The sequence below is a fragment of the Peribacillus aracenensis genome, from assembly GCF_025175645.1.
Taxonomy (GTDB): Bacteria; Bacillota; Bacilli; order Bacillales; family DSM-1321; genus Peribacillus; species Peribacillus aracenensis.
Genome location: NZ_JANZMJ010000019.1, coordinates 1 through 25,700 on the forward strand (window position 1 = coordinate 1; position 25,700 = coordinate 25,700).

Consider the following 25,700-nt stretch of genomic DNA (forward strand, 5'->3'; position numbering starts at 1 on the left):
GGTTGGTATAACCGAAAAAGAATTCACAGCAGCTTGGGCTATCAAACCCCACAAGCCATTGAAGATCGAATTAGGAATACAGCTTAAGATTTAACTTTTTAGTGTCCAAAATATTGACTCAAATCCATTTGTGGCAGTTTAGTATAAGTGTTCTTTAAAGAGCTGTGACGACGATCAGCTCTTTTTCTTATGGCACTATAGGGGCAGGTTAGTTTAACACGACATCATTAAATGAATAACGTTATTTAACCATAAGTGTTAAAATAAGGATAAAAAGGATTAGGAGAAAAAAATGAGTTCCTTGAATGTTTTTATTGCTTTTGGTGCAGGAGTTTTATCCTTTATATCACCGTGTTGTCTGCCCTTATATCCTGCATTTTTATCGTATATTACTGGTGTTTCAGTTACTGACTTAAAAGATGAAAAAAAGAAATTTAATCAAAAAGCAATGCTACATACCTTATTCTTTTTGGTTGGTTTTTCTATTATTTTTGTGGTTTTAGGGTTATCGACAACCTATCTTTATAGCCTTTTTTATCAGTATAGTGACTTAATTAGGCAATTAGCTGCAATCTTAATAATATTTTTCGGTTTGATTATTGTAGGTTTTTTAAAACTAAAATTCTTGATGGTTGATAGGAAAATATCATTTAAAAATCGTCCATCAGGTTATTTAGGATCTGTTTTAATCGGACTAGGATATGCAGCTGGCTGGACTCCTTGCATAGGACCAATATTAGGTGCTGTTATGTCCCTTGGTTTATATACTGGTCAGGGTTTATTATATATGACTGCTTATATACTTGGGTTTTCTATTCCGTTCTTTATTATGTCATTCTTTATTGGCAGGTCGGCGTGGATCAAAAAATACAATCAAAGTATAGTCCAATTTGGTGGATATTTAACAATTATTATGGGCTTTGTTCTATTTTTTGATTGGATGACTATTATTACTTCGTTTCTAACAAATAACATGTTTAGAGGCTTTACAGGGTTTTAATTGAATTAAACGTTAATTCCATTAGGAGGGTTCTTAACGATGAAAAAAGTGATTGCAGCAGTTCTGTTAATTACTTTATTTACAGTAGCGATTGTGAAAGCAATGGAAAACAGGATAGAACCCGAAAATACTAGTGAAGAAACAGCCAATTTTAGGAGTTTTAAAATGGGTTCCATCGCCCCTGATTTTGAATTAAAGACACTATCTGGAGAAACAGTAAAACTTTCTGAGTTTAAAGGGAAAAAGGTAATACTGAACTTTTGGGCAACCTGGTGTAAACCTTGCAAGGTTGAAATGCCAGAAATCGAAAAATTTCACAAAAAACAGGGTAAAGATGTTGTGATTTTGGCAGTCAATATCGATACTTATTCAGACGTCAAAGGTTTTGTCAAAAAAAATCATATTACATTCCCAATTCTTCTTGACTCAAAGAATAAGGTAAATGAACTTTATCCAGTATTTAATATTCCTACTACCTTTTTTATTGACAGTAAAGGACTTGTTCAGAATAATTATAGTGGTTCAATGAGTGTTGATATTATGGAAAACTTATCTAATAAACTAAATTAAGCAATAAATAGAAATAGGATTTCACTAATTTTGCAATGTTTTTAGATTTATAAAAGAAGCAGATTGTGAAGGATTGTACTTAAACTAACGGGTGCGTTAGTTCAACAAAAATGAAGTGAACCCAAAAAGTTAGACACTTTATTTACTTAGGCAGCCTTGAGGGCATGAACCCGGTAATCTACCGGGCTTAAAGAGAAAAGAAGCATTCCTAGATTTAACCTGATTAACGATTTTGTGAAACGGAGAAAGATCCTTCCAAAAGGATTTTGGAGGGTTATTTGTCATGAACAAAAATAGTATTTCATAAGAGAAATGAAAATATTAGAGAAAGATATTGACATCCTATTTGCTGGTTTAGTTCAACAAAAAGACCGAAGTAGTTGAACTGCCCCCCCAATTGTTAGACACCATCTGACAATTGGGGGGCATTTCAATTTCCGATGCTCCTTTAATTCAGGATAAATAATTGTGGTTTTATATTTGATATGAAAAGGGATAGCCTATTAACCCAAACTATGGAGGAGCATATCCTTCAATATCATATAAAGTAAAATAATTAACTGAATTTAGAGAAAATAATAATAATATGTTGAAATCGCTTTCAATAATTGGTAAACTAAATTTGTGGTTTCAAACAATAAACTTGGTTTATTATAAAAAACTAAATAGAAGGAGGTAAGGATCATTGAGTGAGAAATATTGGGTTCCAGCTATCGAAAGAGCGAATAGCGTACTCAAGGAAATAAGTCAGCATCCAGATGAACTTCGCCTGATTGATTTGTCAAAGAAATTAGAAATCAATAAGAGTTCACTTTTCTCTCTATTAAATACGCTAGAAATATTAGGATGGGTCGTTAAAACAAGTAGCGATACATATAACCTGGGGCCGACATTAGGAACGTTTAATTCTATGTATCTAAGTCAATTCAATTTAATTCAGTGCTTTTATAGGGAAGCTTCTAAATCAGTATCAAAAATCAATGAGCCAATCCAGCTGGGTGTCATAGACAATAAAGATGTGGTTTATCTAGGCAAAGTTAATGCTAAAACAAATGTTCGTCTAGTTACAGACCCTGGAATGAGATTTCCGGCTTATGCGTCAGCGATTGGAAAAGCACAGATGATTCATTTCAATAAAGAGGAACTGGCAAAACTCTTTTCTGATGTTGATTGGGATAAAAAGACGATCCATACTACCTCTAACCTAAATGAATTGTACGATAAAGTGAGAATGGCAAAAGCAAAAGGATACTCTGTAGAGAACGAGGAGTCGGCACTTGGTTTTCACTGTGTTGCAGCACCGATTTATAACTTTGAACATCAAATCATTGCCAGTGTCAGTTTTTCCATGCCAACAGACAGTTGGGAAGTGAAATTTGAAGCGGCCAAAGACGAGATTTTGAACTTGGCATCCAGGTTATCCAGATTAGCTGGTTACTCAGGAAACACAACTCAAGAAGGTGCCCAATAAAAATGAAAAAACGAAGGAGGATGTAAAGATGGTTTCAATTACTAAAGATGCAACATTCAAAAACTACATCAATAACGAGTGGAAGGAGTCTGATTCTACAAAAGTATTGGAGAGCATCAGTCCGATGAATAAGAGCGAAGTAGTTGGCCATATTCAAAATTCGACACTAGAAGACCTTGACAAGGCGGTTCAGGCAGCCCATAACGCAAAAGAAAATTGGCGGAAAATCGGACAGCATGCTCGTGGTCAAATTCTCTTCAAAGTTGCAAATATTCTTGAATCGAGAATCGATGATATCGCAGAAACAATGACTCGTGAAATGGGTAAGACGCTCCCAGAGGCAAAAGGGGAGACGGCTCGCGGAGTAGCTATCCTTCGCTACTACGCAGGCGAAGGTGTGAGGAAAAATGGTGATGTCATCCCTTCTTCTGATAATGAGGCACTCATGTTTACGAAACGAGTACCAATCGGTGTGGTTGGCATCGTTACGCCTTGGAACTTCCCGGTCGCAATTCCGGTTTGGAAGCTAGCACCGGCTCTCGTTTACGGAAATACAGTTGTCTTCAAGCCCGCAACTGAAGCGGCAGTCACAGCGGCGAAAGTTATCGAGTGCTTTAGTGAAGCCGGTTTTCCGGAAGGTGTTCTGAACTTTATCACAGGTTCCGGATCAATCGTTGGACAAGGTATCATCGAACATCCACAAGTAAATGCGATTACATTCACAGGTTCTGAAGCAGTCGGAAAGGTAGTTTCGAAATCCGCTGCCGAGCGAGGCATCAAGTCGCAGGTTGAAATGGGTGGGAAAAACCCGGTAATCGTTGCCAAAGATGCGGATCTCGATAAATCAGTCGAAGCCGTCATCAGTGGAGCATTCCGCTCCACCGGTCAAAAGTGCACAGCGACAAGCAAGGTTATAGTGGAAGCCGCTATCTATGAGGCGTTCAAGGAAAAGCTCGTTCAGGAAACTGAAAAAATTACGGTTGGTAACAGCTTGAATGAAGGAATTTGGATGGGTCCATGTGCAAGTGAAAGTCAATTTAATACAGTTAAGAGCTATATCGAAATTGGAAAAGAAGAAGGTGCACAGCTAATTACAGGCGGAGAAGTTCTTCAAGGCAAAGAGTATGATAACGGATTCTACATTACACCGACGATCTTCGCAAACGCAAAGTTGGACATGCGGATTGTCCAAGAAGAAATTTTCGGACCGGTCATCGCACTCATCGAAGTTGCGGACATTCAAGAGGCTATTCAAGCAGCGAATAATACTAAATACGGTCTTAGCGCATCAATCTTCACATCCAACATTGGTTCCTTCCTTAAGTTCGCCGATGAAATTGAGGCCGGACTAGTTCGAATAAATGCAGAAAGTGCTGGCGTGGAACTTCAGGCACCGTTCGGTGGTATGAAAGGCTCCGGTGTCGGTTCGCGTGAGCAGGGTGAAGCCGCTCAGGAATTTTATACAGAATTCAAGACAATCTTGATTAAAGGTTAATTTCATAAATAGTGAAATAAAAATGATGAGAAAGTAGGAATTTAGATGAATGAATCACGTAATTTTCTTGAAAGCTTAGGATATCCATCAACTGACTTAAAAGACCTGCCTACTTCTACAAAACGGTTTCCAGACGGTGCACAGTACCGGATTGAACTTCCAAGCACAGAAGGGCCTGTAGCATTAAAGGAGACCTTAGACGAGATGGACCGCCGTGGCATCCAAGTTCATAGAATTTCCCAAGGTAGCGGCATCATGCTGCAAACGGATGACGAAATCCGAAAAATGTGTGAGTTGACTGCTGAACGAGGGATTGAGCTAAGCCTATTCGTTGGTCCTCGTGGCTCTTGGGACATTAGTGCACAAAACTTCACATCAGGTGGGAAGTTTATAGGAAACCGTCACGAAGGGGCCGACCAACTTGTATATGCAATGGAAGATCTCAAACGGGGGGCAGAGCTTGGTCTTCGTGGAGCACTTGTCGCAGATGAAGGGCTTCTTCTTCTGACGAAAGAAATGAAGAAAGTTGGTCAACTTCCGGAGGATTTTGTGGTAAAAGCCTCGGTTCAAATGGGTGCTGCAAACCCGGTCTCGGTTAAGCTTATGCAAGACTTAGGTGCAGATACTTATAACGTTCCGACTGCTCTTACACTATCAAAGCTTGCTGCAATTCGTCAATCCATCGATATTCCAATCGATCTCTACGTGGAAGTACCAGATAACTTGGGTGGATTCCTTCGTTACTATGAAATCCCAGAGATTATTCGCGTGCTTGCACCGGTTTATATTAAATTTGGTCTTCGCAATCATCCGGACGTCTACCCATCTGGTCAGCATTTGGAAGATCTGAACGTCAACCTCGTGAAAGAACGTGTACGAAGAACATCAATCGGCATCCAGATGATCGAGCGTTACTATCCGGAGGCCACAACATCTGAACTAGGTGCCGAAGGGCTTGGCATTGCGAAGGTTACGCTTCCGACTGAAATTTAATCATCTTGTATTACTGGTTTGAAAGTTGTATATAAAATTGCAACATTCTTAAGATGGCACCAAACAATCTAATTGTTTGGACGCCATTCTTTATCACTCCAAACCGAAAGGAAAGAAAGGTGAAAATCATGGTACATACTTTTCGAGGTTACCTAAGACGAGATGGTTCTGCAGGAACTAGGAATCATATTGGAATTATCAGCTCAGTTATTTGTTCGAGTGTTGTAACGAACGAGATTGCAAACAAGGTTTCGGGTTCTGTTCCAATCGTACATGCAAATGGATGCGCGCAATTGGGAGATGATTTTCAAGTCACGAAGAATATGCTCACGGGTGTTGCTGAAAACCCAAACTTCTATGGAGCACTTCTGATTGGCCTTGGTTGCGAAACGAATCAGGTTACAGGTCTGCTGGAAGTCATACCCAAAACAAAGCCAATTGAAGGATTTGGTATTCAACAGATGGCTGGTGGTCGAAACACAGTAGAGCGAGGCGTCTCGATTGCGAGCACCTGGTCAAAAGAAGCCGACGAAGAAGAACGAAAAGAACTGCCTGTATCTCTTTTGAAGGTCGGTATTGTTACAGAGGATATCGATGAGGAATCGTTAAAAACTGTCATTCCAGTTGTAAGCGATTTCTTAAATTTATTAATAAAAAACGGTGTCACAGTTGTTTTCGGACTCACCAATTCATTGGAACCTGCAGGTGACGTATTGGCTGTCAACACCAATAATTCTGAATTAAAAAAACGCCTAACTCATCTGGGCGAAGCTCTTAGTCGTCGACGCTGGGAAGAGGCAAAGGAATATAACCGTAAAGGCTTTTCAGAAGAAGACCGAAAAATAGCCAAGCTTGAGGCTCAATTATTGGGTGAAAACGAGATTCAGAGCCTATTGAATTACAATGAAAAACCGGAAGGAATCGGATTACATTTAATCAAAGTATCTGGAAGCATTGTCGAAACCCTTTCGAATTTTGCATCGGTTGGATGTAACATCTCTATAGTCATTTCGAAAAGGGGAATTCTGACAAGTTCGAATATTCTCCCTTGTATTACGGTGGCACCAAACAGTGAACATAAAAGCTCTAACGAGTTTTTGGATTGTGGGATTACAGCAGGTCAAATCGAGCAGCAAGTGGTTAGCCTCTTCAGCGAACTACTGTCCGTCAGTTCAGGCAAACTGACGGAGCTAGAAGAATATGAATTGGGTGAATTCGCGATTCCACATATCGGGACAACTTTCTAAGAAACGGAGGAATTAATTTGGAAAATCGATATAATGCTCTCCGACTTAACCATTACGATAATATCGCAGTTGCGTTAAAAAACATTAGCATCGGCGAAAAGATTATTATTCAAGGCTTAAAGGAGGAAGTCATCACGATAAAAGATATTCCGTATGGTCATAAGGTGGCTCTCAATACCATTCAGGAAGGTGAAAAAATCACTAAGTATGGTGAATGTATGGGGATTTCTACTGAAGAGATTCTCGAAGGTGACCACGTCCATGTACGCAATGTACGTGGGTTAAATGAGAATGAACGTCTAAATATTATTAATCAGCCACTAAAGTAAAGGTTTAATGATATTTCTTACTATAAGAAAGGGGGCAACAAATATGAAAAAGTTTTACGGATACCGAAGAGCTGATGGAAGCATCGGGGTTAGAAACCACGTCATTGTCATAAATACAGTCGGTGAATTAAGCGGTCTGACGAGAAAAATCGCAAAAATGGTTCCTGAAGTTACGCCAGTTATTCATCACAGTGGAGCTTTTCAATTTCCAGAGGATTACGAGCAAACAATCCGGACGCTCATTGGGACTGCTGGCCATCCGAATATCAGTGCCACACTCGTACTAGGAATGGAAGAAGATCGCATTGCTCAAGATATATTAGCCGCACTGCAACAGAAAAATAGATCAATCCATGCTGTGTATTTCAATAACGGAAAGTCGGTTCCTGAAGTTTTAGCAGAAGGGCGTCAATGGCTCCAAGAAGCTGTAGATAAGAGCAAGTCTGAGGTTACAGAAGAAGCTGATATTACAGAATTAATTGTTGGTTTGGAATGCGGCGGGTCCGATGCTTGGTCTGGAATTACCGCAAATCCTTCGATTGGAGCTTTCTCCGATATGATTGTTAAAGATGGCGGGACAAGTGTTTTGGCTGAAACAACCGAAGCTATTGGGGCAGAACATATTCTAGCCGGGAACGCAATCGATGAAGAGGTACGAGAAAAGTTCTTAGCTATTGTCCGGAACTATGAACAACGAATTAAAGAGACAGGTGAAGACATCCGTTCTGCCAATCCGACGCCAGGGAACATGGCCGGTGGTTTAACAACACTTGAAGAGAAGTCACTGGGCTGTATCAAAAAAGGCGGAAGCACTCCGCTTAAAGAAGTTATCTCGTACTCTCAATCACCAACAGAAAAAGGATTTGTCTTCATGGATACACCAGGATACGATGTCGAATCAGTCTGCGGACTGGCCGCCGGTGGTGCTCAGATTGTCTTGTTCTCGACAGGTAAAGGCTCTCCGACAGGATCTCCAATTGTACCGGTCATCAAGATTGGCACGAATCCGAAAGTGTACGAAATTATGGAGGAACACATAGACGTGAACGCCGGTAAGATTATTGAGGGGAATGCCAGTATTCAGGATATCGGCAAGGAAATCTATGACTTAGTACTAAACGTAGCAAATGGAAGCAAGACAGCTGCCGAGAATCATCAGAACCAGGAATTTGCTATTTGGAGATTAGCAGAAAGCATTTAAGCATTGGGATGAAAGTAAATACGCTCTAATATGTCTGAATTTTCAATCATAAGGGGGTAAATGTTTGTATGATCAAAAATAATCTCGAAAAAATTCCTGGCGGTATGATGGTCGTTCCGCTCTTAACCGCTGCATTAATCAATACGTTCTTTCCAGATTTATTAAGAATTGGTGGCTTTACTCAGGCACTCTTTGTAGATTCTGTATCGGTTTTAGCCGCCCTTTATTTATTAACTGCCGGCGCACAATTGAATGTGAAGAGCTTCGGGGTGAGCGTAGCTAAGGGTGCAACATTGCTAGTAATCAAGTGGGCTGTAGCGGCAATCTTCACCTTGCTTGCATTTATGTTAGCAGGGCCCAACGGACTATGGCTTGGTTTGGCTCCTCTCGCAGTTATGGCAGCAATGTCGAACAGTAACGGAATTGTATATATGGCGGTTGCTTCACAGTATGGGAACAAAGAAGATAAGGCCGCTTATTCTGTCCTAGTCTTAAATGATGGACCACTACTTACTATGGTTGCATTAGCCATCTTTGGAGCGATGGGCTTCGTAGAAGGAATGTTTTCAGCAACTGCGTTCATCACGGTATTGCTTCCACTTGTAGTAGGTATTGTCATCGGTAATACAGACATGGACTTACGGGATATGCTTATAAAAGGTAGTGACATCATTATTCCATTCCTATCATTTGCTCTTGGTATGGGTATTAATTTAACCGACGTTGTTCGAGGCGGAGCCAGTGGTATTTTACTAGGTGTTATAACAGTGGTATTTACGGGAGGGACTGCTTATCTCGCCTTTAAAGCACTTGGATGGAACCCGATTGTCGGCGCAGCTGAAGGTACGACGGCTGGAAATGCAGTTATGGTTCCTGGAGTAATTGCGGCAGCAAATGCCTCATTCGCAAGTATTGCTCCTCTCGCTACTGTACAGGTTGCAGCCTCAGCAGTTACAACAGCTATTCTCATACCAATTGTCTTAACGATTTTGGTGAAATTCACCAAAATCGAGAGTAATAAGGTAGAAAGTGAAAAAACTGCACAGCCAAAGGAAGAAGCAGTTTTATAACTTAGATAATTATTTTACGCTTCCACTAGGAAGCGTTTTTTTGTAAATAAAGAACGAATTTTTAACTCCTACCCTTTTGTATGCTTGGATTTAATTTTATTTTATTTTCTAAAGTTAATAGAAGAAACTCGTTAAACATGATGCCTTTGCTCAATGGGAGCAAAGGTTATTTCTAATAGGTATGGTATGTACACTTAAAAATTTATCATTAAATATTTATCCTGTACTCTTTTTGTTACTCACCGGTTGCAATAACAGTGGGATCCTTTATTATTGAGGTTTCAGTTTTCTTGCCAATCTGACCTTGAATTTGTTCAATTTGATTAGGAAGATTATGAACATAATCCAAAATAATCTTTGTAAACTCAATCATAGAAGGTACCAATTCATGGCTAAATGTATCTTCATCTGCATGCGCAGCAGCGTTCCCAATGATTCTAAGAACACTCGCCATATCATTTAAAATTGGAGGTAATTAAAAATAGTGGGTCCAGCAATTATGAGTTTTGGTGGATACTTTGGCGGTGCATTCTCTCCGATTGTAGCAGGTATTTATAGAAATGTTATCAAATGTTAAGCTATCGATTCGAAGAAACTTCAAATCGATAGCTTTTTTTAGAGTCCCTTTTTACGGAACATTCAATTGAAATAAGTGAGTGCTTACTATACTTTTGATACACCCAAATTGTTAGATTTCAACATATTCTAAAAATTTTTTTATTAATCGGTATTGCCCTCGGTTTTTCAAATAAATTCCACCGACTAAAAGGTTATAGTTATATGGATAACCCAAGGGTATAGCAGTAATTCTTCCACTTTCCAAATAGGGATCGTCCTTTAACATTAGACTAGTCATCAAACCTATACCCAACCCCTCTGATACTGTTTTCTTAACGACTTCCGAGTTGGTGGTTTTAAAAATAATATTTAGTGGACCATAATGGTTTGCAAATTCCTCAATAAGATTATTATAAAAACTTCTATCATATATGACAAAAGGGTAATCCTTAACATCCGATAGCAGCAATTCTTTACTCAGAGCTAGCTCAGAGTTTTTTGGTACGATAATATTAATTTTTCCTTGATAATGAAATGATTGGAATGTAATATGTTCAGACAACTTTTCCCCATCGGGAGTAAATGACGTAATTAATCCCAAATCAACATTGTTATTCCCCACCTCTTTTATAACTTCTTTACTTTCTATTTCTTTAATCATCACATTTATTTGAGGAAAATCCTTTCTAAATCTGGACAGTGTTCTAGGTAAAAATGTCATAAAAATGCTAGGACTTGTAGCAATTTTTAATTCTCCATTAAAGGAAGATGTTATAGATTGAACTTCTTCTTTTAATTCATTAGCCTTTTTTAAGATTTCAAGTATTTTTCTGATAATTTTCTTTCCTTCTTCTGTTGGAATGGTCCCAAGCCGTGACCGTTTAAATATTTGGACTCCAAATTCTTTTTCCAACATTGAAATAGATTGACTGATTGCGGATTGTGATACGTGAAGATTTTCCGCAGCGATAGACATTGACTGCGTTTCAATTACTTCTTTTATATACTCCAGTTGTTCGAAGTTCATTATATCCCCCTCTTTGTATTAATTATTCTTATGTTAACATCATAAATGATAATTTTACATTAATAATTATTAACCATATAATTTAAATGTAATCTAATTTGGAGTGATGAAAATGAAACATAAAACTTAAATCAGTGTTCATTAAGTTAATGGAATAGAAGTAAGTTATGTGTTGCATATTAAAGTGGAAATATTAGATGAAGTAACTTGTAAGTTTTAATCCAAGGTGAAAAAATCCAATACTTAATTACAGAAATAGAAAAGAGGTTCATTAAAATTGGATAAACAGAATTTATGGACAAAAGATTTTTTTGTTGTATCTCTAACTAATTTTTTTCTTTATTTTATTCATTATTTATTAATTGCCTGTATTACCGTATTTACAGCCGATACGTTTCATGCCTCTGCAAGTATGAGCGGGTTGGCTGCAGGTATTTTTATCATAGGAATGCTATTTGGACGTCTTTATTCAGGTAAATATATAGAGCTTATTGGAAGAAAGAAGATGCTCTATGCAGGAATTATTTTTTCAATGATAACGATACTACTATATTTTACCGTAACAAACATATCCATTCTCTTACTGGTACGCTTTTTACACGGTATTGGATTTGGAATCGCCTCAACAGCTACAGGGACCATTGTAGCGGACGTTATTCCAGATGAGCGTAGAGGCGAAGGGACTGGTTACTATGCATTAAGTACTACTCTTGCCTCCGCAATTGGTCCGTTTGTCGGTATATTTATTAATCATTATTTAGGATTTAAAGTGAACTTTGTTGTATGTACCGGATTAATCGTGATAAGTTTCTTATTTGCTCTTATTCTAAAGGTTCAAAAAGTGGAAATTAATAAAGAACAACTTAATAGCATGAAAGGGTTTAAGCTAAGAAACTTCTTTGAACCGAAAGCAATACCGATTTCTATTGTTAGTATCTTAATTGGTGTTACTTACTCCAGTATTCTATCGTTCCTTAACACCTATGCACAACAAATTAATTTAGTCGATGTCGCCAGTTTCTTCTTTATTGTTTATGCTATAGCTACTTTGGTATCGAGACCATTCACAGGACGGTTATTTGATAATAAAGGGGAAAATTATGTGGTGTATCCCTCACTTATCATATTTGCTATCGGTTTCTTGATGATAAGTCAAGTACATCATGGATCGATGCTTTTATTATCCGCTGTTTTTATCGGGGTCGGCTATGGGTCATTTATTCCAAGCGCCCAAGCCATTGCTGTTAAGGTAGCACCTCGCGATCGAATGGGTTTGGCTACATCAACGTTCTTTATGTTTGCAGATTTCGGTGCAGGATTTGGACCATTTATAATTGGATTTTTAATTCCGGTCTTAGGTTTTACGAATTTATATATTATGATGGCCATCGTTGTTTTAGTTGCTGTTATTTTATATTATTTCTTACATGGTAGGAAAAAAGGTAATGTAACGTCATTGCAAGAAGAGACCTCGAAGTAATAAATGATAACGGGTTTCTAATATTTGGTTTATAGGAAATAACTAAACATTGAAAAAAGGCATTCATAAAGGAGTTCATCGGACCAAGGCCATCCCCCACTTTCATTTTTTGGTGAGAGTGGGGGTTTATGTGCTTTTATTGAATGTTGACTGAATAGAGTTTTGATTTAATAAAAATAAAGGATAAGCCGACAGGGTAAATGTTGCCTGAATAACTATATACTTTGTTTATTTGGATATATGATTTACTGGATAGTCTCATTGAAGAAACGGTCAACAAATCGTCTAATTATAAATAAATAACTTAATTGTAAAATTGTCGGAATATTGATATTATTCTTATTAATGAAACCGTTCTCAAATGGTTTGCACCGTTCAAAATCAAAGATTTCAATAAAATTCCTTTTTTAGATTAATGGAGGTGTTCGGATTGAAAAGGATGATATGTCGAGATATTGCTGTCAAAACATCTATACGAATAATAGAAAATCAATATGTAACAGAAGTCCTGCCATTATTCGAACAATCTAGCTTAGATGGTCTACCTGTATATAGTATTCATGATCGAATTATTGGGATATTGGATAGGGACACTGTAATGATAGCAGCTCAGCAAGGTGTAAATGAAGTATCACAATTATTATTGAAACAAGATTATCTATTTGTTTCGGAAATGGATGACATTAATTCGTTAATTCAACAAAAAAGAGCTTTTTATTTAGTTAAAAATAAATATAAATCGATTGTAGGCATCATTAGCAAAAGACAATTACATACTGCTTATATCGATATGCTCCAATCCCGGTTAAAGGAAATGGAGGCTGTTTTTGAATATGCACCAATTGGAATTGGATCGATCGATAAAAATGGATTATTTACATCCTTAAATCCAGCAGCGGAAAAGATTATTGGCATTAAAAAAGAAGATGCTAATGGCCATCTGTTATCGGATGTGGTTGTTCATACTGGTTTGCTGGAAGTCCTTAGAACAGGAGAATCCCACTTTGCCAAAAAGTTAGAGGTAGGAAGAAGAAAATACATTACAACGAGAACGCCCATTATGGAAGGAACAGATATTAAAGGAGTTGTCTCTGTTTTTCAGGATATCTCGAATCTTGAGAAAATATCAGAGGAACTGGACTCTGTTCGTAAACTAAACAAGCAATTAGAAGCCATTATTACTGCTTCCTATGATGGAATAATCATTACCGATTGTAATGGAGAATTTATTCGATATAACCAAGCGATAGAAAAGCTATTCGAATTGGATTATTCCAAACGGTATCATAAAAATTTATTTAAGAATTTTCCTTCGTTTAAGACGAATATCATTAAGCAAGTTTTGAATGAAAGAAAATCAATGACTCTACCAGTTGTTATGGAAGAGGCAGGGATTAACTTAATTATTACATTAAATCCAGTAATCGGTGAGAAAAATATAGATTATATTGTTGTAAATGTAAGAAATATTACTGACTTAATTCAATTAAAAAAGGAGGTAGAAGAAAATAAATTACTGACTGAGCGTTATAAGGAAGAATTATCCCAATATCGGACGGAATTAAAATCTCGGGTCAATTTCATAGCTGAATCTCCGAAAATGAAACACGTTTTACATTTAATCAAAAAAGTATCTTCATTTGACTCTACTACTTTAATATTAGGAGAATCTGGAACGGGAAAAGAAGAAATAGCAAGGCTCATTCATCTTAATAGTTCAAGGAGTGAAGGTCCTTTAATTACGATAAACTGTGGTGCAATTCCCGAGGCACTTCTCGAATCTGAGTTATTTGGATACGAAAAAGGAGCGTTTACTGGAGCTGGGCAAAAAGGAAAGCCAGGAATGTTTGAATTAGCTGATAAAGGGACACTTTTTCTTGATGAAGTTGGTGATCTTCCTCTTCCATTACAGGTGAAGCTTTTAAGGGTAATTCAAGAAAGGGAAGTGACACGCATCGGGGGAACCAAGACAATAGGGGTGAACGTTCGAATTCTTGCTGCCACCAATATGCAATTGGATGAAAAAGTTAAGAGAGGGGAATTTCGCCAAGATCTATTTTTCCGTTTAAATGTGATTCCGATCATGATACCTCCACTCCGTGAGCGAGCGGAAGATTTAATCCCGCTCATTGCGATTTTCCTTCATGAATTCAATCAATTATACCGGATGTCAAAAAAATTCACTTCAGATTCCTATGAAATGTTATTAAAATATAACTGGCCAGGAAACGTCCGTGAATTAAGAAATGTAATTGAGCGTTGTTTTGTTCTTTCAGAAGGGAATGACATCAATGTAAAAGAAATTAAATATCCAATATTCGTTCCTCAGGAAGTATCGAAGGAACAAGGTATGGTGGATGTTGATGAAATTCGTCCACTTAAGGAAGCGATTATGGAGTATGAGAAAAAACTGATTGGAAAGGCATTAGAGAAGTATGGGAATACCTATAAAGCCGCTGAAATTTTACATGTAGACCAATCTACCATTGTTCGAAAGCTACAAAAACTTAAAAATGTATAATCACGCTATAACATAATTCTTATAATGGAAAATGAATGCTTGAAAACCAAAAAAGTTTTATCAACCTCTTTATATAAATAGATATCTACTAGATAAAAGAATGTTCTCGGTCGTCCACCTTTTCTAGGTAGTGTTCTAATTTAAATAATAATCAAAGCCTTTTACAAATAGTGAAAGGTTTTTTTGATGAAGGAATTTGCTTATCAACAATGTATAAGGACATTAATAATGGAATTATGCATCTTTTATTAAGAAAATAGGCTTGGTAGTCCAATAAAGGACACCTTTTTTTTGGCATAGATTTTGCATATTTAAATTTTAGAGGGAGGGATAATTCTTAATTAATAAAAAAATTCGAATACTCGTAATCGAATTTTAAGTTGGAAGATAAACCAATACGCTTATGAAACGGGGAGGATTTTATCATTATTTGGTTAAGGGAAATTACAATTTGGATATGTTTAAAGTAATAGTTCAGTAATAATTAGTTAGAATTAGAAAATACCGCCACAACTTTATTTCAAATAGTAAAAAATCCTATATAGAATTATTAAGGGAGAGGTGCTAGGTTGAAAATATCGGATAAGCCTTTTGTGGAAACGTACGATAAACTTTTTATTGGTGGCAAATGGGTCGAGGCTAGTTCAGGGAATTTTATGAATATAATAAACCCCGCAACTGAGGAAGTTTGGGCACAAGTAACAGAAGGTTTAGAGGCCGACGTCGATGAAGCTGTTAAAGCTGCGAGAACAGCATTTGATCATGGCCCTTGGCGCAAGATGAGTACGTATGAACGTGCTGAGATTTTACGAAAGATGGCCCATTTAGTCCAAGCAAATGCAGAACGTTTGGCTAAAATTGAAACATTGGAGATGGGGAAGCCTTATCATCTCGCTTTGCCTGAAGCTAAGAATCATCATCAATGGTGGTATTACTACGCAGGGATTGCAGATAAAATTCACGGGGAAACAATTCCTTTTGAAGACAATAAGCATATTTTTACAATTAGAGAACCTTTAGGGGTTATTGGTGCAATTACAGCTTGGAATACGCCTCTTACTATGACAACTATGAAACTATCAATGGCATTAGCAACTGGAAATACTGTAGTACTAAAACCTTCTGAATCTACTCCAATAACCGCATTAGAAATAGCAAAACTAACTGAAAAAGCAGGTTTCCCCCCAGGAGTTATAAATGTAGTAACGGGACGCGGAAATAATGTAGGAAAAAGATTAGCCTCACATATGGATGTAGATAAAATTTCTTTTACGGGAGCAACAAATACCGGAAGGAAAATAGTGAATTATGCTTCTTCATCTAATATGAAGAAGGTAAGTTTGGAACTTGGCGGGAAATCTCCTCAAATCATTTTTCCTGATGCTAATTTAAATGCTGCTTTAGAATCTGCTGTATCCAATGCTTTCTTATTAACAGGCCAAAGTTGTACATTAGGATCACGACTTCTTGTGCATAGAGACATTTATGATAGATTTGTCTCTAAATATCTAGAAAAAGTGAAATTAATTACGGTGGGTGATCCTTTTACAAATGTGAATCTCGGTCCACATGCACATGAACAGCAGCTTAATAAGACCCTTGAATATATTAAAATTGGACAAGAAGAAGGAGCAACGCTGGCAGTAGGTGGCGGGCGACCAAAAGATTTGCAAAAAGGATATTATATAAATCCAACTGTTTTTGTAGATGTAGAACCATCCATGCGTATTGCGAAAGAAGAAATTTTTGGACCTGTTGTTTCCATTATTCCATTCTCCAGTGAAGAGGAAGCTGTTGAAATTGCAAATAATGTTTCCTATGGATTAACATCCGGAGTTTGGACTAAGGATATGACCAGAGCAATTAGAATGGCCAAAGAGATACGGGCTGGTTCGGTATGGTTAAATACTTTCAGGTATGTTCGTTGGGTAACCCCATATGGAGGCTATAAAGCTAGTGGGTGGGGGAAAGAAAATGGAGTAGAGGCTATTAAAGACTTTACTCAAGTAAAAACGGTGGTTATGGATCTTGAGAACTAATAGTTTGTATTTTCATCGACTTTAATATAATTAGACATAGTAAAGTAAAAATATTTTTTCTTTTAATTTAAACTCTATGGAAGATTTTAAGAAATGTTTTTCGGGATGGAGGATACATCGGTTGACTAAAAAATTTGATAGTAAAGTAGCAATGATTACGGGGGCTGGCTCTGGTATTGGCAGGGAGACCGCCATAGCTTTCGCCGATGCAGGTGTCCAGGTGTTGGTTACAGATGTCAATTCTACGGCTGGAGAGGAAACTTGTAAAATGATTCGAGATACCGGTGGGACTGCTGAATTTACGTTCATCGATGTTACGAAATCCGTCTCGGTGGAAGCGGCGGTACAGCGGGCGGTAGAACTATATGGCGGCCTTGATTTTGCTCTAAACATCGCAGGTCTCGGCTCTCCATCAGACCCATATAATGAGGAAAGCTGGGATCAAGTGATGGAGGTCAATCTCAATGGCGTTTTCCTTTGCATGAAACATGAAATCGCCCAAATGCTTAAACAGGAAGGCGGAGCAATTGTCAATATGGCTTCGGTGGCAGGGTATCGGGGGCTAGTGGTCACACATCCGGCTTACGTGGCGAGCAAACATGGTGTAGTTGGACTGACCAAGTGGGCAGGGGCCAAATACGCAGCACAGGGGCTGCGGGTAAATAGTGTCTCTCCGGGGGCAGTGCGAACTTCTTTAATGGAAAAGTCGATTGAGGCTGATCCCTCAAGGGAGGCCGCCTACGCTGCAAAACAACCGATTGGCCGGCTGGCGAAGCCACAGGAGATTGCTGAAGCGGTGCTCTGGCTTTGTTCTGATTCTGCAACCTTTGTAACGGGCACTAACTTAGCAGTAGACGGAGGCTGGACGGCTACCTAAGATTCAGTAAGGCCCACATATATTGAGTCACGGAGGAACTTAAAACTAAATTGGTTCTGAAATTTCCGTGTATAGCAGATATAACAAGATTGTGACTTTGTATGAATTGAGGACACGGAAAGCGATGAGCCATATGGACGGCCTCGTTATTCACTCGTGGCCTCTATTTTTAAAAAGAAAAGTGTAATGAAAATGACTTTCTAAAGGAGCCCAAATTCAAGCATGTGCATCTCATGTATCTGAGGATCTGGTTAGCCGGTCATATAGAGGGAGATTGAATCTAAAATGAATTGCTCATTAATAACCAACCACAAATTAATGAAAACGGTTTCATTTTGATTCCGAGTCAATGAAGATTCGGAAATTTTACTAGTGGAGAACCAGATTACTGTTTTGAAGGATGATACTTAAATCTCGGTAAGGTCAAACCTTTGAAAACACATTATTCATAATCAATCGAGAAAGGTAGGGATGCACATGGCTGATTCATATCATATCGGTATAGACATGGGCGGAACGTTTACAGACATTGTAGTAATAAATCATAAGGGAGAAATATGGACCGATAAGGCGGATACAACCCCCAATAATCTTATTGAAGGTTTACTTAATAGCATAGAAAATGTTTCTAATCAAATGGGTGTCTCTCAAGTTCAACTCCTTCATCAGTGTACTCGATTTGTCCATGGCACCACCATTGTGACTAATAGTATTGCTGAATTAAAAGGGGCCAAGGTTGGCTTATTAGTTACTAGAGGATTCAAGGATACTTTACGTATTGCACGTTCACCAAGAACATCGGATCGAGATCATCACAAACAAAGCAATATGCCTAATCTTGTTGAACGTAACTGTATTCTTGAAATTAATGAACGGTTAGATAAGAATGGTCGTGTGGTTGTGGAAATGTCCGATGAGGAAGTTCTTGAGGCTGTTAAGCAATTGGTTGAGGTTCAAAATGTAGAAACGATTGCAGTTACTTTTCTTTGGTCTTTCTTAAATGATATTCATGAACAAAGAGTAAAACGTATTATCGAATTACATTATCCTTCCATTTATGTATCTATTTCCTGCGAAGTACACCCTGTTATGCGTGAGTATGAGCGAATGAATACTACAACTTTAAACGCATTCACTGGTCCAAAGGTAGTGCGTTATGTTGATATTATCAATCAGTCTTTAGAAGAACGGGGACTTAATACTCCAATTGTATTTATTCAATCTTTCGGTGGTAGTCTTAGTGCAGAAGAAGTCAGAGTAGCTCCAATCAAACTGGTGGATTCTGGCCCGATTGGAGGGGTGTTGGGTGCGAACTATCTTGGGAAAACTTTAGGAATAACAAGTATGATAACTGGAGATATGGGAGGGACAAGCTTCGATTGTTCTATTATTCAGGGTAATAAATACACCCAAACTCAACGAGTCTATTTGCGTGAATTTTTGACTGGCTTAAGTAAGATTGACGTAACAGCGAGCGACCCTGGTGGAGGTTCAATCGCATGGATTGACTCTCGTGGTATCCCTCAAGTAGGGCCACAAAGTGCTAGTTCCTATCCTGGTCCTATTTCATACGGTCGTGGTGGGGAGTTTCCTACAGTTACCGATGCGAATGTAATATTAGGTTTTATTGACCCGGCGTATTTTCTAGGTGGAAGGATGAATCTTGAGAAAGATAAAGCTGAGGACATCTTCCGTGACCAACTTGCAGCACCCTTGAAAATGAGTGTTTTGGATACTGCTGCTTCCATATATCAGCTTGTTATTGCAAGGATAAGTAGTGCCATACGAAGTGTAAGTGTGGAACGGGGACATGATCCAAAAGATTTTACCTTTGTCTCCTATGGAGGTGCACTGCCTTTGTTTACTGCAGAAGTTTGTAGGGAAATTGGAATTAAGAGAGCAGTAATTCCTGCGTCATCAGCTGTTTTTTCTGCACAAGGACTATTAGCTGGAGATGACGTTCGTAGTTTGGTCAAATCCTCCTTTTGGAGAGCGGGACAAGACGTCGATGGAGTGAATAATGACTTATTGGAAATGGAAGAGAAGGTAACAGATAGCTTGATTCAAAGTGGATTTGAAAGAAATGATATCCAGGTTCAAAGATTTGGTGACTTTAAGTTTGAAGGACAAATGTTTGAGATATCTGTACCACTGCCTTCCAGACTACTGAATGAAAAAGACCTGGATGAGATCTCCAAAAATTTTGCCCCGTTGTATGAAGCGGAATACGGACCAGGTACAGCATGGATTGATTCAGAAGTTATTTTGCTTACTGTTCGTGTGACAGGCATTGGGTCTGTAGTTAAATTTAAGCCAAAATCGTTTGATTACAATCCACAAATGGTTTCAGATTTGCCTAAGAAACAGAGAAGTATTTATTTACCGATGGAACGTAAATTAGAAAAGGTTGTAGTATACAATGATCAAGTCATTACCCCAGGCACTTGTTTATCAGGTCCAGCCATAATAGAGAGGTCACAAACTACTATATTTATTCCCAATGGTGCAAGTGCTCATATGGATGATTACCGAAATTATGTTCTGGAAATGTAAAGGGAGAAGGGGGACTTTAGGATGACTGAAATAATGGTATCGACAGACCGTTTAGTGAAAGCAGAAATCTTCCGCCAGCAGCTATACAGTATTGCAAAGGATATGGGAACTATAATGATTAGGACGTCGGGTGAGCCAATCATTTCGGAAGCAGTAGACTTCTCTACATTTATTGCGGATAAAAACGGGGAAATTATCACCTTCTCCGGATATATGACGATGCATACAGGCCCTGCACAGGCAGCCATTCGCTATATTCTACAAAACTATTCGGAAGAGGAAATATTACCTGGTGATGCCTTTATATGTAATGACCCTCATACGACAGCTGCTTGTCATCCGCCAGATGTAGGAATTGTGAAACCGATATTTTATCAGAACCAGTTAATCGCGTGGTCCTGGGCAGAAGGACACGTATTAGATGTAGGTGGCATGGCTCCCGGCGGATTTACAGTTGGAGCCCATGATGCATATTCTGAAGCTTTGAGATTTCCAGGAATTAAAATTGTAAGAAAAGGGAAGTTGGTAAAAGACATTGTTCATCTCATAAAAGTAAATTGGAGGCTTCCTGAAAGAAATATAAATGAAATTCGTTCCTTTATCGCCGCTTGCAATGCTAGTGAAAATCAAATCGTTGATTTAATTAATAAGTATGGAGTGGACGAGTTTCATGAATATGTGGAGTTAAACAAATTATTATCAGAAGAAGCATTTCGAAAACGGATTAGTCAGTTACCTAGGAAGACATATGAAGGGACAGAATGGGCAGAACATAATGGTCATGTAAACGATCTATTCCAAATTCACTGCAAATTAACCGTTGGAGAAGGCCACCTTACTTTTGATTTTAACGGAACAGTTGCACAGACTGACGGATTTATCAATGTATCTAAGGGAACGGCAATCGGTTGTGCACTTACACCTGTTATGCTGGCATTAACGCAAGACATACCATTTAACGAGGGGATTTTAAGAGCAATAGAATTTATACTCCCTGAAGGGACCGTGGTAAGTGCCGAAATGCCAGCTCCGACTTCAATGGGGCATGCAGAAACGGGAATGCGTATCTCAAAACTATTGACCGAATTAATTAGTCAAGCCATGATGGAAAGCGATGAAGAAAAGACAAGGAGTTATGCTATGGCATGTTTTCATGACGCATGGCCAGCGGGGATCTTTTATGGATCAGACAGTGAAGGAAAGATGTTCATACTTGCTGATAGTAACGGTGGAGGTGCAGGTGGGGGAGCGCAAACCAATCAAGATGGAATGGATGCGGCAGGCTGTTTTACACAATTAAGCAACGGACTTCCTGATATAGAAATTAATGAGTTAACATTTCCGGTTCTTTATTTATGGAGACAGTTGAACGTAAATTCTGGCGGACCTGGTAAATATCGTGGAGGTCAAGGAATTGATTTTGCTTGGATCCCTTGGGGAGTGCCTGGCGGTCATGAAACAGTAAATACTGCTTGTTGGCAGGTGCCACCACGGGGTATCATGGGGGGATATCCAGGTGGAACTAGTGGATACTGGGTCATAAAAAATTCTAATGTACATCAGTTCATGGAAGAAGGGAAGGTTCCTATGTACAGCGAATTGGCTGGTAAGAAGGAATTATTGCCAGCCAAGCATATTGGTTTCCCTATTCATCCTGATGATGTCTTTGTTCAATTTGAAGGAGGAGGAGGGGGCCTAGGTGATCCATTGAAGAGAGACCCTGAAATTGTTCTTCAGGATTGGCAAGATGGATACATCACTAAAAAGATGGCGAAGGAAGCATATGGGGTTGTAATTGATGAAAATGGAAGGATAGTTGAGCAGGGTACACAAGTACTCCGAATAAATATTAAAAGCAATCGGCTACACAAAGGTCTGAAGCCAAAAAAAGAATGTTTAGTGAATTCTAACGAATTAACTCATATAAAGTCATCGGGAGAATCATTAGTCATTAAGGAAGACATAAAAGGACTCCGCTATGTGTGCTGTTCAGGTTGTGAGTACCCTCTAGCAGATGAAAATTCAGACTGGAAGGAAGGGGCAAAAGTCCTGAAGACAGAGGCACCAAAAGCCCTTGGGAAATTTGGAATGTGGGTTAAAAATCGTGAGGAAGCACCATTTGTATTTGTAGATGAGTACATCTGTCCAGGGTGCGGAAGTATGCTTCATATAGGGACATCAATCGGTGAGAACTAAGTAAAAGTGATAGGGTAAATAAATTGAAAATGTGTGGAGGAGTCATGGAATTCGACGAGATTTTTACAGGTCATGGTCAATCTGTAATCAACCATAGGAATCTCAATTTTACAGTGTTGGGATATTCTAAACGAACATATAACCATGAATCCTTATGAAACCTTGCAACTTAATATGGACCAACGAATTCCTATTAGGTTGAAGGTAATATAACTTTATTGACTCTGAAGTTGAAAAAACAGCTAATATCTTATTATAGTATTAGCTGTTTTTTGCAATGAACACTTAAATACGAAAGGGGCGCACTCCCTCCTAAATTAAAGAACCCTTTTCTGGACTAAACTAAAGTATGAATTAGTCATAAAACACTTAATTCTTCTTCAATTAAAACACCTGTTTGTTTAAGTACAACCCGCTCCAAAAGGAATTCTCTCTAAAATAATACCCCGTTTTACTGTGCTATGACATGAGACAGATAAACGCATTTAATTCTTGATAATAATATTTGGTAGTCAATAAAATAAACGAGTAACTCGCATACGTTGTTTTCCTATTAAGTAAGGGAATCATACGTTTATCCTGTGGTATCATTCACCCACAGGCGCTTGATATCTTCTCTAGGTGGCAAACCAAACAAGCGTAAATATTCAAGGCAAAATTGCCATGGACCTTATTGAATGTTGTAGAAAATAGAGGGCTATCATTAATTAGTTTTAAATTTCAGAATTATTAAAAAATATATTGAAGAGGCTATGTTTTTCCATTATAATCTAATTAAGCCGGCCGGCCGAATTAATAATTTTAGTTGAATGAAAGTCATTATAAGTTTTCGTAGCAAAAACATTACAATATTATGGATTGTAGTAAATCATAGTGAGTGTAATTGTCAAATGATACCTCTATTAATACTGTGGTGTAACAGTGTTTATCTCTACTGGAAAAGATAAGAGGATATGAAATAAGTCGAGTCTAATTATGAAAGCGCTTTAATTTAGTTGGATGGTATCAAATCAAAGGAACATGATCTCAACTGTAATTCAAAAATAAAATGCAACACAAAATTTGTTACTAGGGGATTTGCATTATTTCTAACTTGAGGTATTTAAATAACTTTTAATAATAATTAAACAGACAAGTGTGGAAAGAAATAATCCCAATAAGTTAAACGAAAGGAGTCTATCCCATGTCTTATAATAATCCCAGTCAATGGCTGAATACAATCTGTGCGGCTAATGGTGACAGAACAGCAATATGTTTTAAGGACCAAAAAGTTTCCTATTTTGAGCTGGGCCAGCATACCAATCGTATCGCCAACATTTTAAAAGAGTTAGGATTGAAAAAAGGTGAAAAAATAGGGCTCCTTCTACCAAATTGTCCTGAATTTGTATATTTTCTTTATGGTGCAGTGAAGGTGGGGGTGATTAGTGCTTGTATGGCTACTACTTTTCGTGGTGAATCCTTGGAGTACCTTATTAACTCCGCGGATTCTAAGGTCATGGTAGTGAGTACGGAGTTAGAGGATGCCTTTTTAAAAATCCGTGATCAATTACCTGGAGTGGAAAAAATCGTTTGGTATCCGGAATTTCCTAAGGGGCGAGAGCAACACCAGGTTAACGAATTTTCTTTCAACCAGCTATTCTCACACGCTAAAGCTTCCTTGGATATTACTGTTCAGGTGAGTGATGCCGACCCAATGCTTTTTCTTCACTCTTCGGGAACGACGGGGCGTCCTAAATGGATTATCCAGACTTTCGCCTTTCTTCTAGAGCAGGGAAGATTCTTTGCGGATTTTAGTGGGATTGTGCCAAGTGATAGAGTGTACGATCCTCTCCCGATGTTCCACGGTAATTCTCAAATGTTTATGATTTCCGGCAGTCTTTACGCTAATGCAACTATGGTTATTGGAACACGTTTTTCTGCATCTAAATTGTGGGAGGAGGTAAGGTATCATAAAGCAACAGTTCTAGTACTTCACTTCACTCCTATAGAGTTTATGAAAAAGCAACCCGTACAAGCGGGGGAGACTGATCATTTAATCCGGGTGTGCTTCCCAGCCGATCGTGAGTTCATGGAACGGTTTAGGATACCCATGGGGATTTCAGGCTACGGGTCCATTGATGCTGGGATAGTCTGTTATGAGAAGTTTCGCCTGCCGTTTACAGAATCATACTTACCTAATGATGACAAACGTCTGTACTCGGTAGGAGGTTATCCGAACAGGAATGTAGAGATAGCTGTGGTGGATAAAGAGGGCAGGGCACTTCCTCCTGGAAAAGTAGGAGAGATAGTCGTTCGAGGACTAAAGCCCCATGTAATTAGCGAGGGCTACTATAATAGGAGCGAAAAGACACTTGATGCCTTCCGAAACTTTTGGTTCCATACGAATGACATGGGCTTTATTGACAGAGAAGGCAGGTTGCATTATTCTCACCGCAGTGCCGAGGGCATCAACATCAAGGGTGAGTGGGTTGACGTCCCAGGTTTGGAGAATGTAATCCGCGCTCATCCCAAGGCCCTGGACTGTGTTGTGGTGAGAATTAAAGATGAAATGGTGGGGAGTGAAGTTAAGGCTTGGATTGAGCTCAGGGAAGGCGAGGTTCTCAAGGAAGAAGAAATTGTAGCTTGGTGCGAAGGTAAGATTGCGCACTACATGATCCCTCGGTATGTGGAATTTATACCCGAACTTCCGCGGCTTGCTGGAACGGAAAAGGTGGCCAGGTTCGCCTTAGAGGCTCAAGGTGTCGGTAACAGCTGGGATAGGGAGAAGGCAGGTTACAAGCTCGTACGTTCCTAACGCAGCATGCCGAGACCAGATAGGTTTTATTCCTTGAGATTTTAATAAGTAAGACTTTATTAGTAGTACTGAAATAAGAGATTAAGAATGCGTTATATGATTGCTTGGAAATTTGAACCGGTGAACTTCCAATCATATCGACAAAATATCTAGAATAGTAATATTAAGTTTTTACTATTAATTTCTGTAGGCGTACATTTTGGATCATTAGTAAGATATTAATAAAACTATAATTAGGGGGAAGGAAATGAAATCTAGTGTTTTTAAGGGTTCCCCAAA

17 protein-coding genes are annotated in these 25,700 nt (G+C 38.5%); 16 read left to right on the top strand and 1 reads right to left on the bottom strand.

Annotation, left to right across the window (positions count from 1 at the left end; genetic code table 11):
- Positions 1-292 precede the first annotated feature (292 nt).
- The 9 genes from N0M92_RS18105 (at position 293) to N0M92_RS18145 (ending at position 9,376) form a co-directional block, all read left to right on the top strand.
- Positions 293-1,000 carry a cytochrome c biogenesis CcdA family protein gene (locus N0M92_RS18105; protein WP_260287133.1) on the top strand — a complete coding sequence of 236 codons (708 nt, stop codon included), beginning with the start codon at positions 293-295 and terminating at the stop codon, positions 998-1,000.
- A gap of 39 nt (positions 1,001-1,039) precedes the next feature.
- On the top strand, positions 1,040-1,570 hold the full coding sequence (locus N0M92_RS18110; RefSeq protein ID WP_260287135.1) for a peroxiredoxin family protein: 531 nt from the start codon (positions 1,040-1,042) through the stop codon (positions 1,568-1,570).
- 685 nt (positions 1,571-2,255) lie between these two features.
- Positions 2,256-3,041, top strand: coding sequence for an IclR family transcriptional regulator (locus tag N0M92_RS18115; protein ID WP_260287136.1), 786 nt, complete (start codon positions 2,256-2,258; stop codon positions 3,039-3,041).
- Positions 3,042-3,069: 28 nt separating this feature from the next.
- On the top strand, positions 3,070-4,536 hold the full coding sequence (gene gucD, locus N0M92_RS18120; RefSeq protein ID WP_260287138.1) for an alpha-ketoglutaric semialdehyde dehydrogenase GucD: 1,467 nt from the start codon (positions 3,070-3,072) through the stop codon (positions 4,534-4,536).
- Between the two features lie 45 nt (positions 4,537-4,581).
- Entirely contained in the window at positions 4,582-5,529 is a 948-nt protein-coding gene (locus N0M92_RS18125; RefSeq protein WP_260287139.1) for a U32 family peptidase, read from the top strand.
- Between the two features lie 128 nt (positions 5,530-5,657).
- Positions 5,658-6,776, top strand: coding sequence for a UxaA family hydrolase (locus tag N0M92_RS18130; RefSeq protein ID WP_260287140.1), 1,119 nt, complete (start codon positions 5,658-5,660; stop codon positions 6,774-6,776).
- A gap of 17 nt (positions 6,777-6,793) precedes the next feature.
- On the top strand, positions 6,794-7,105 hold the full coding sequence (locus N0M92_RS18135; protein WP_260287141.1) for a UxaA family hydrolase: 312 nt from the start codon (positions 6,794-6,796) through the stop codon (positions 7,103-7,105).
- A 43-nt stretch (positions 7,106-7,148) separates the two neighbouring features.
- On the top strand, positions 7,149-8,306 hold the full coding sequence (locus tag N0M92_RS18140) for a UxaA family hydrolase (protein WP_260287142.1): 1,158 nt from the start codon (positions 7,149-7,151) through the stop codon (positions 8,304-8,306).
- A 68-nt stretch (positions 8,307-8,374) separates the two neighbouring features.
- Positions 8,375-9,376 (top strand): 2-keto-3-deoxygluconate permease, encoded by a 1,002-nt coding sequence (locus tag N0M92_RS18145; RefSeq protein WP_260287143.1) that lies wholly within the window; start codon positions 8,375-8,377, stop codon positions 9,374-9,376.
- Positions 9,377-10,064: 688 nt separating this feature from the next.
- Here the strand turns inward: N0M92_RS18145 and N0M92_RS18150 are convergent.
- Positions 10,065-10,961 (bottom strand): LysR substrate-binding domain-containing protein, encoded by an 897-nt coding sequence (locus tag N0M92_RS18150; RefSeq protein WP_260287144.1) that lies wholly within the window; start codon positions 10,959-10,961, stop codon positions 10,065-10,067.
- 277 nt (positions 10,962-11,238) lie between these two features.
- On the opposite strand from N0M92_RS18150, the gene N0M92_RS18155 reads away from it, so the two are divergent.
- From N0M92_RS18155 to N0M92_RS18185, 7 genes are all read left to right on the top strand, one after another.
- A complete protein-coding gene (locus N0M92_RS18155) occupies positions 11,239-12,441 on the top strand; it encodes an MFS transporter (RefSeq protein WP_260287145.1) in 1,203 nt (400 codons plus the stop codon).
- Between the two features lie 439 nt (positions 12,442-12,880).
- Entirely contained in the window at positions 12,881-14,962 is a 2,082-nt protein-coding gene (locus N0M92_RS18160) for a sigma 54-interacting transcriptional regulator (RefSeq protein WP_260287214.1), read from the top strand.
- A 569-nt stretch (positions 14,963-15,531) separates the two neighbouring features.
- Positions 15,532-17,001: an aldehyde dehydrogenase gene (locus N0M92_RS18165; RefSeq protein WP_260287146.1), complete on the top strand. Its 1,470-nt coding sequence runs from the start codon at positions 15,532-15,534 to the stop codon at positions 16,999-17,001.
- A gap of 76 nt (positions 17,002-17,077) precedes the next feature.
- A complete protein-coding gene (locus N0M92_RS18170) occupies positions 17,078-17,878 on the top strand; it encodes a glucose 1-dehydrogenase (RefSeq protein ID WP_260287147.1) in 801 nt (266 codons plus the stop codon).
- Between the two features lie 477 nt (positions 17,879-18,355).
- The gene (locus tag N0M92_RS18175) at positions 18,356-20,431 is read left to right on the top strand and encodes a hydantoinase/oxoprolinase family protein (protein WP_260287148.1); all 2,076 of its coding nucleotides are present in this window, start codon (positions 18,356-18,358) and stop codon (positions 20,429-20,431) included.
- A gap of 21 nt (positions 20,432-20,452) precedes the next feature.
- A complete protein-coding gene (locus N0M92_RS18180) occupies positions 20,453-22,627 on the top strand; it encodes a hydantoinase B/oxoprolinase family protein (protein ID WP_260287149.1) in 2,175 nt (724 codons plus the stop codon).
- A 1,183-nt stretch (positions 22,628-23,810) separates the two neighbouring features.
- Positions 23,811-25,421 carry an AMP-binding protein gene (locus N0M92_RS18185; RefSeq protein WP_260287150.1) on the top strand — a complete coding sequence of 537 codons (1,611 nt, stop codon included), beginning with the start codon at positions 23,811-23,813 and terminating at the stop codon, positions 25,419-25,421.
- Positions 25,422-25,700: the final 279 nt, after the last annotated feature.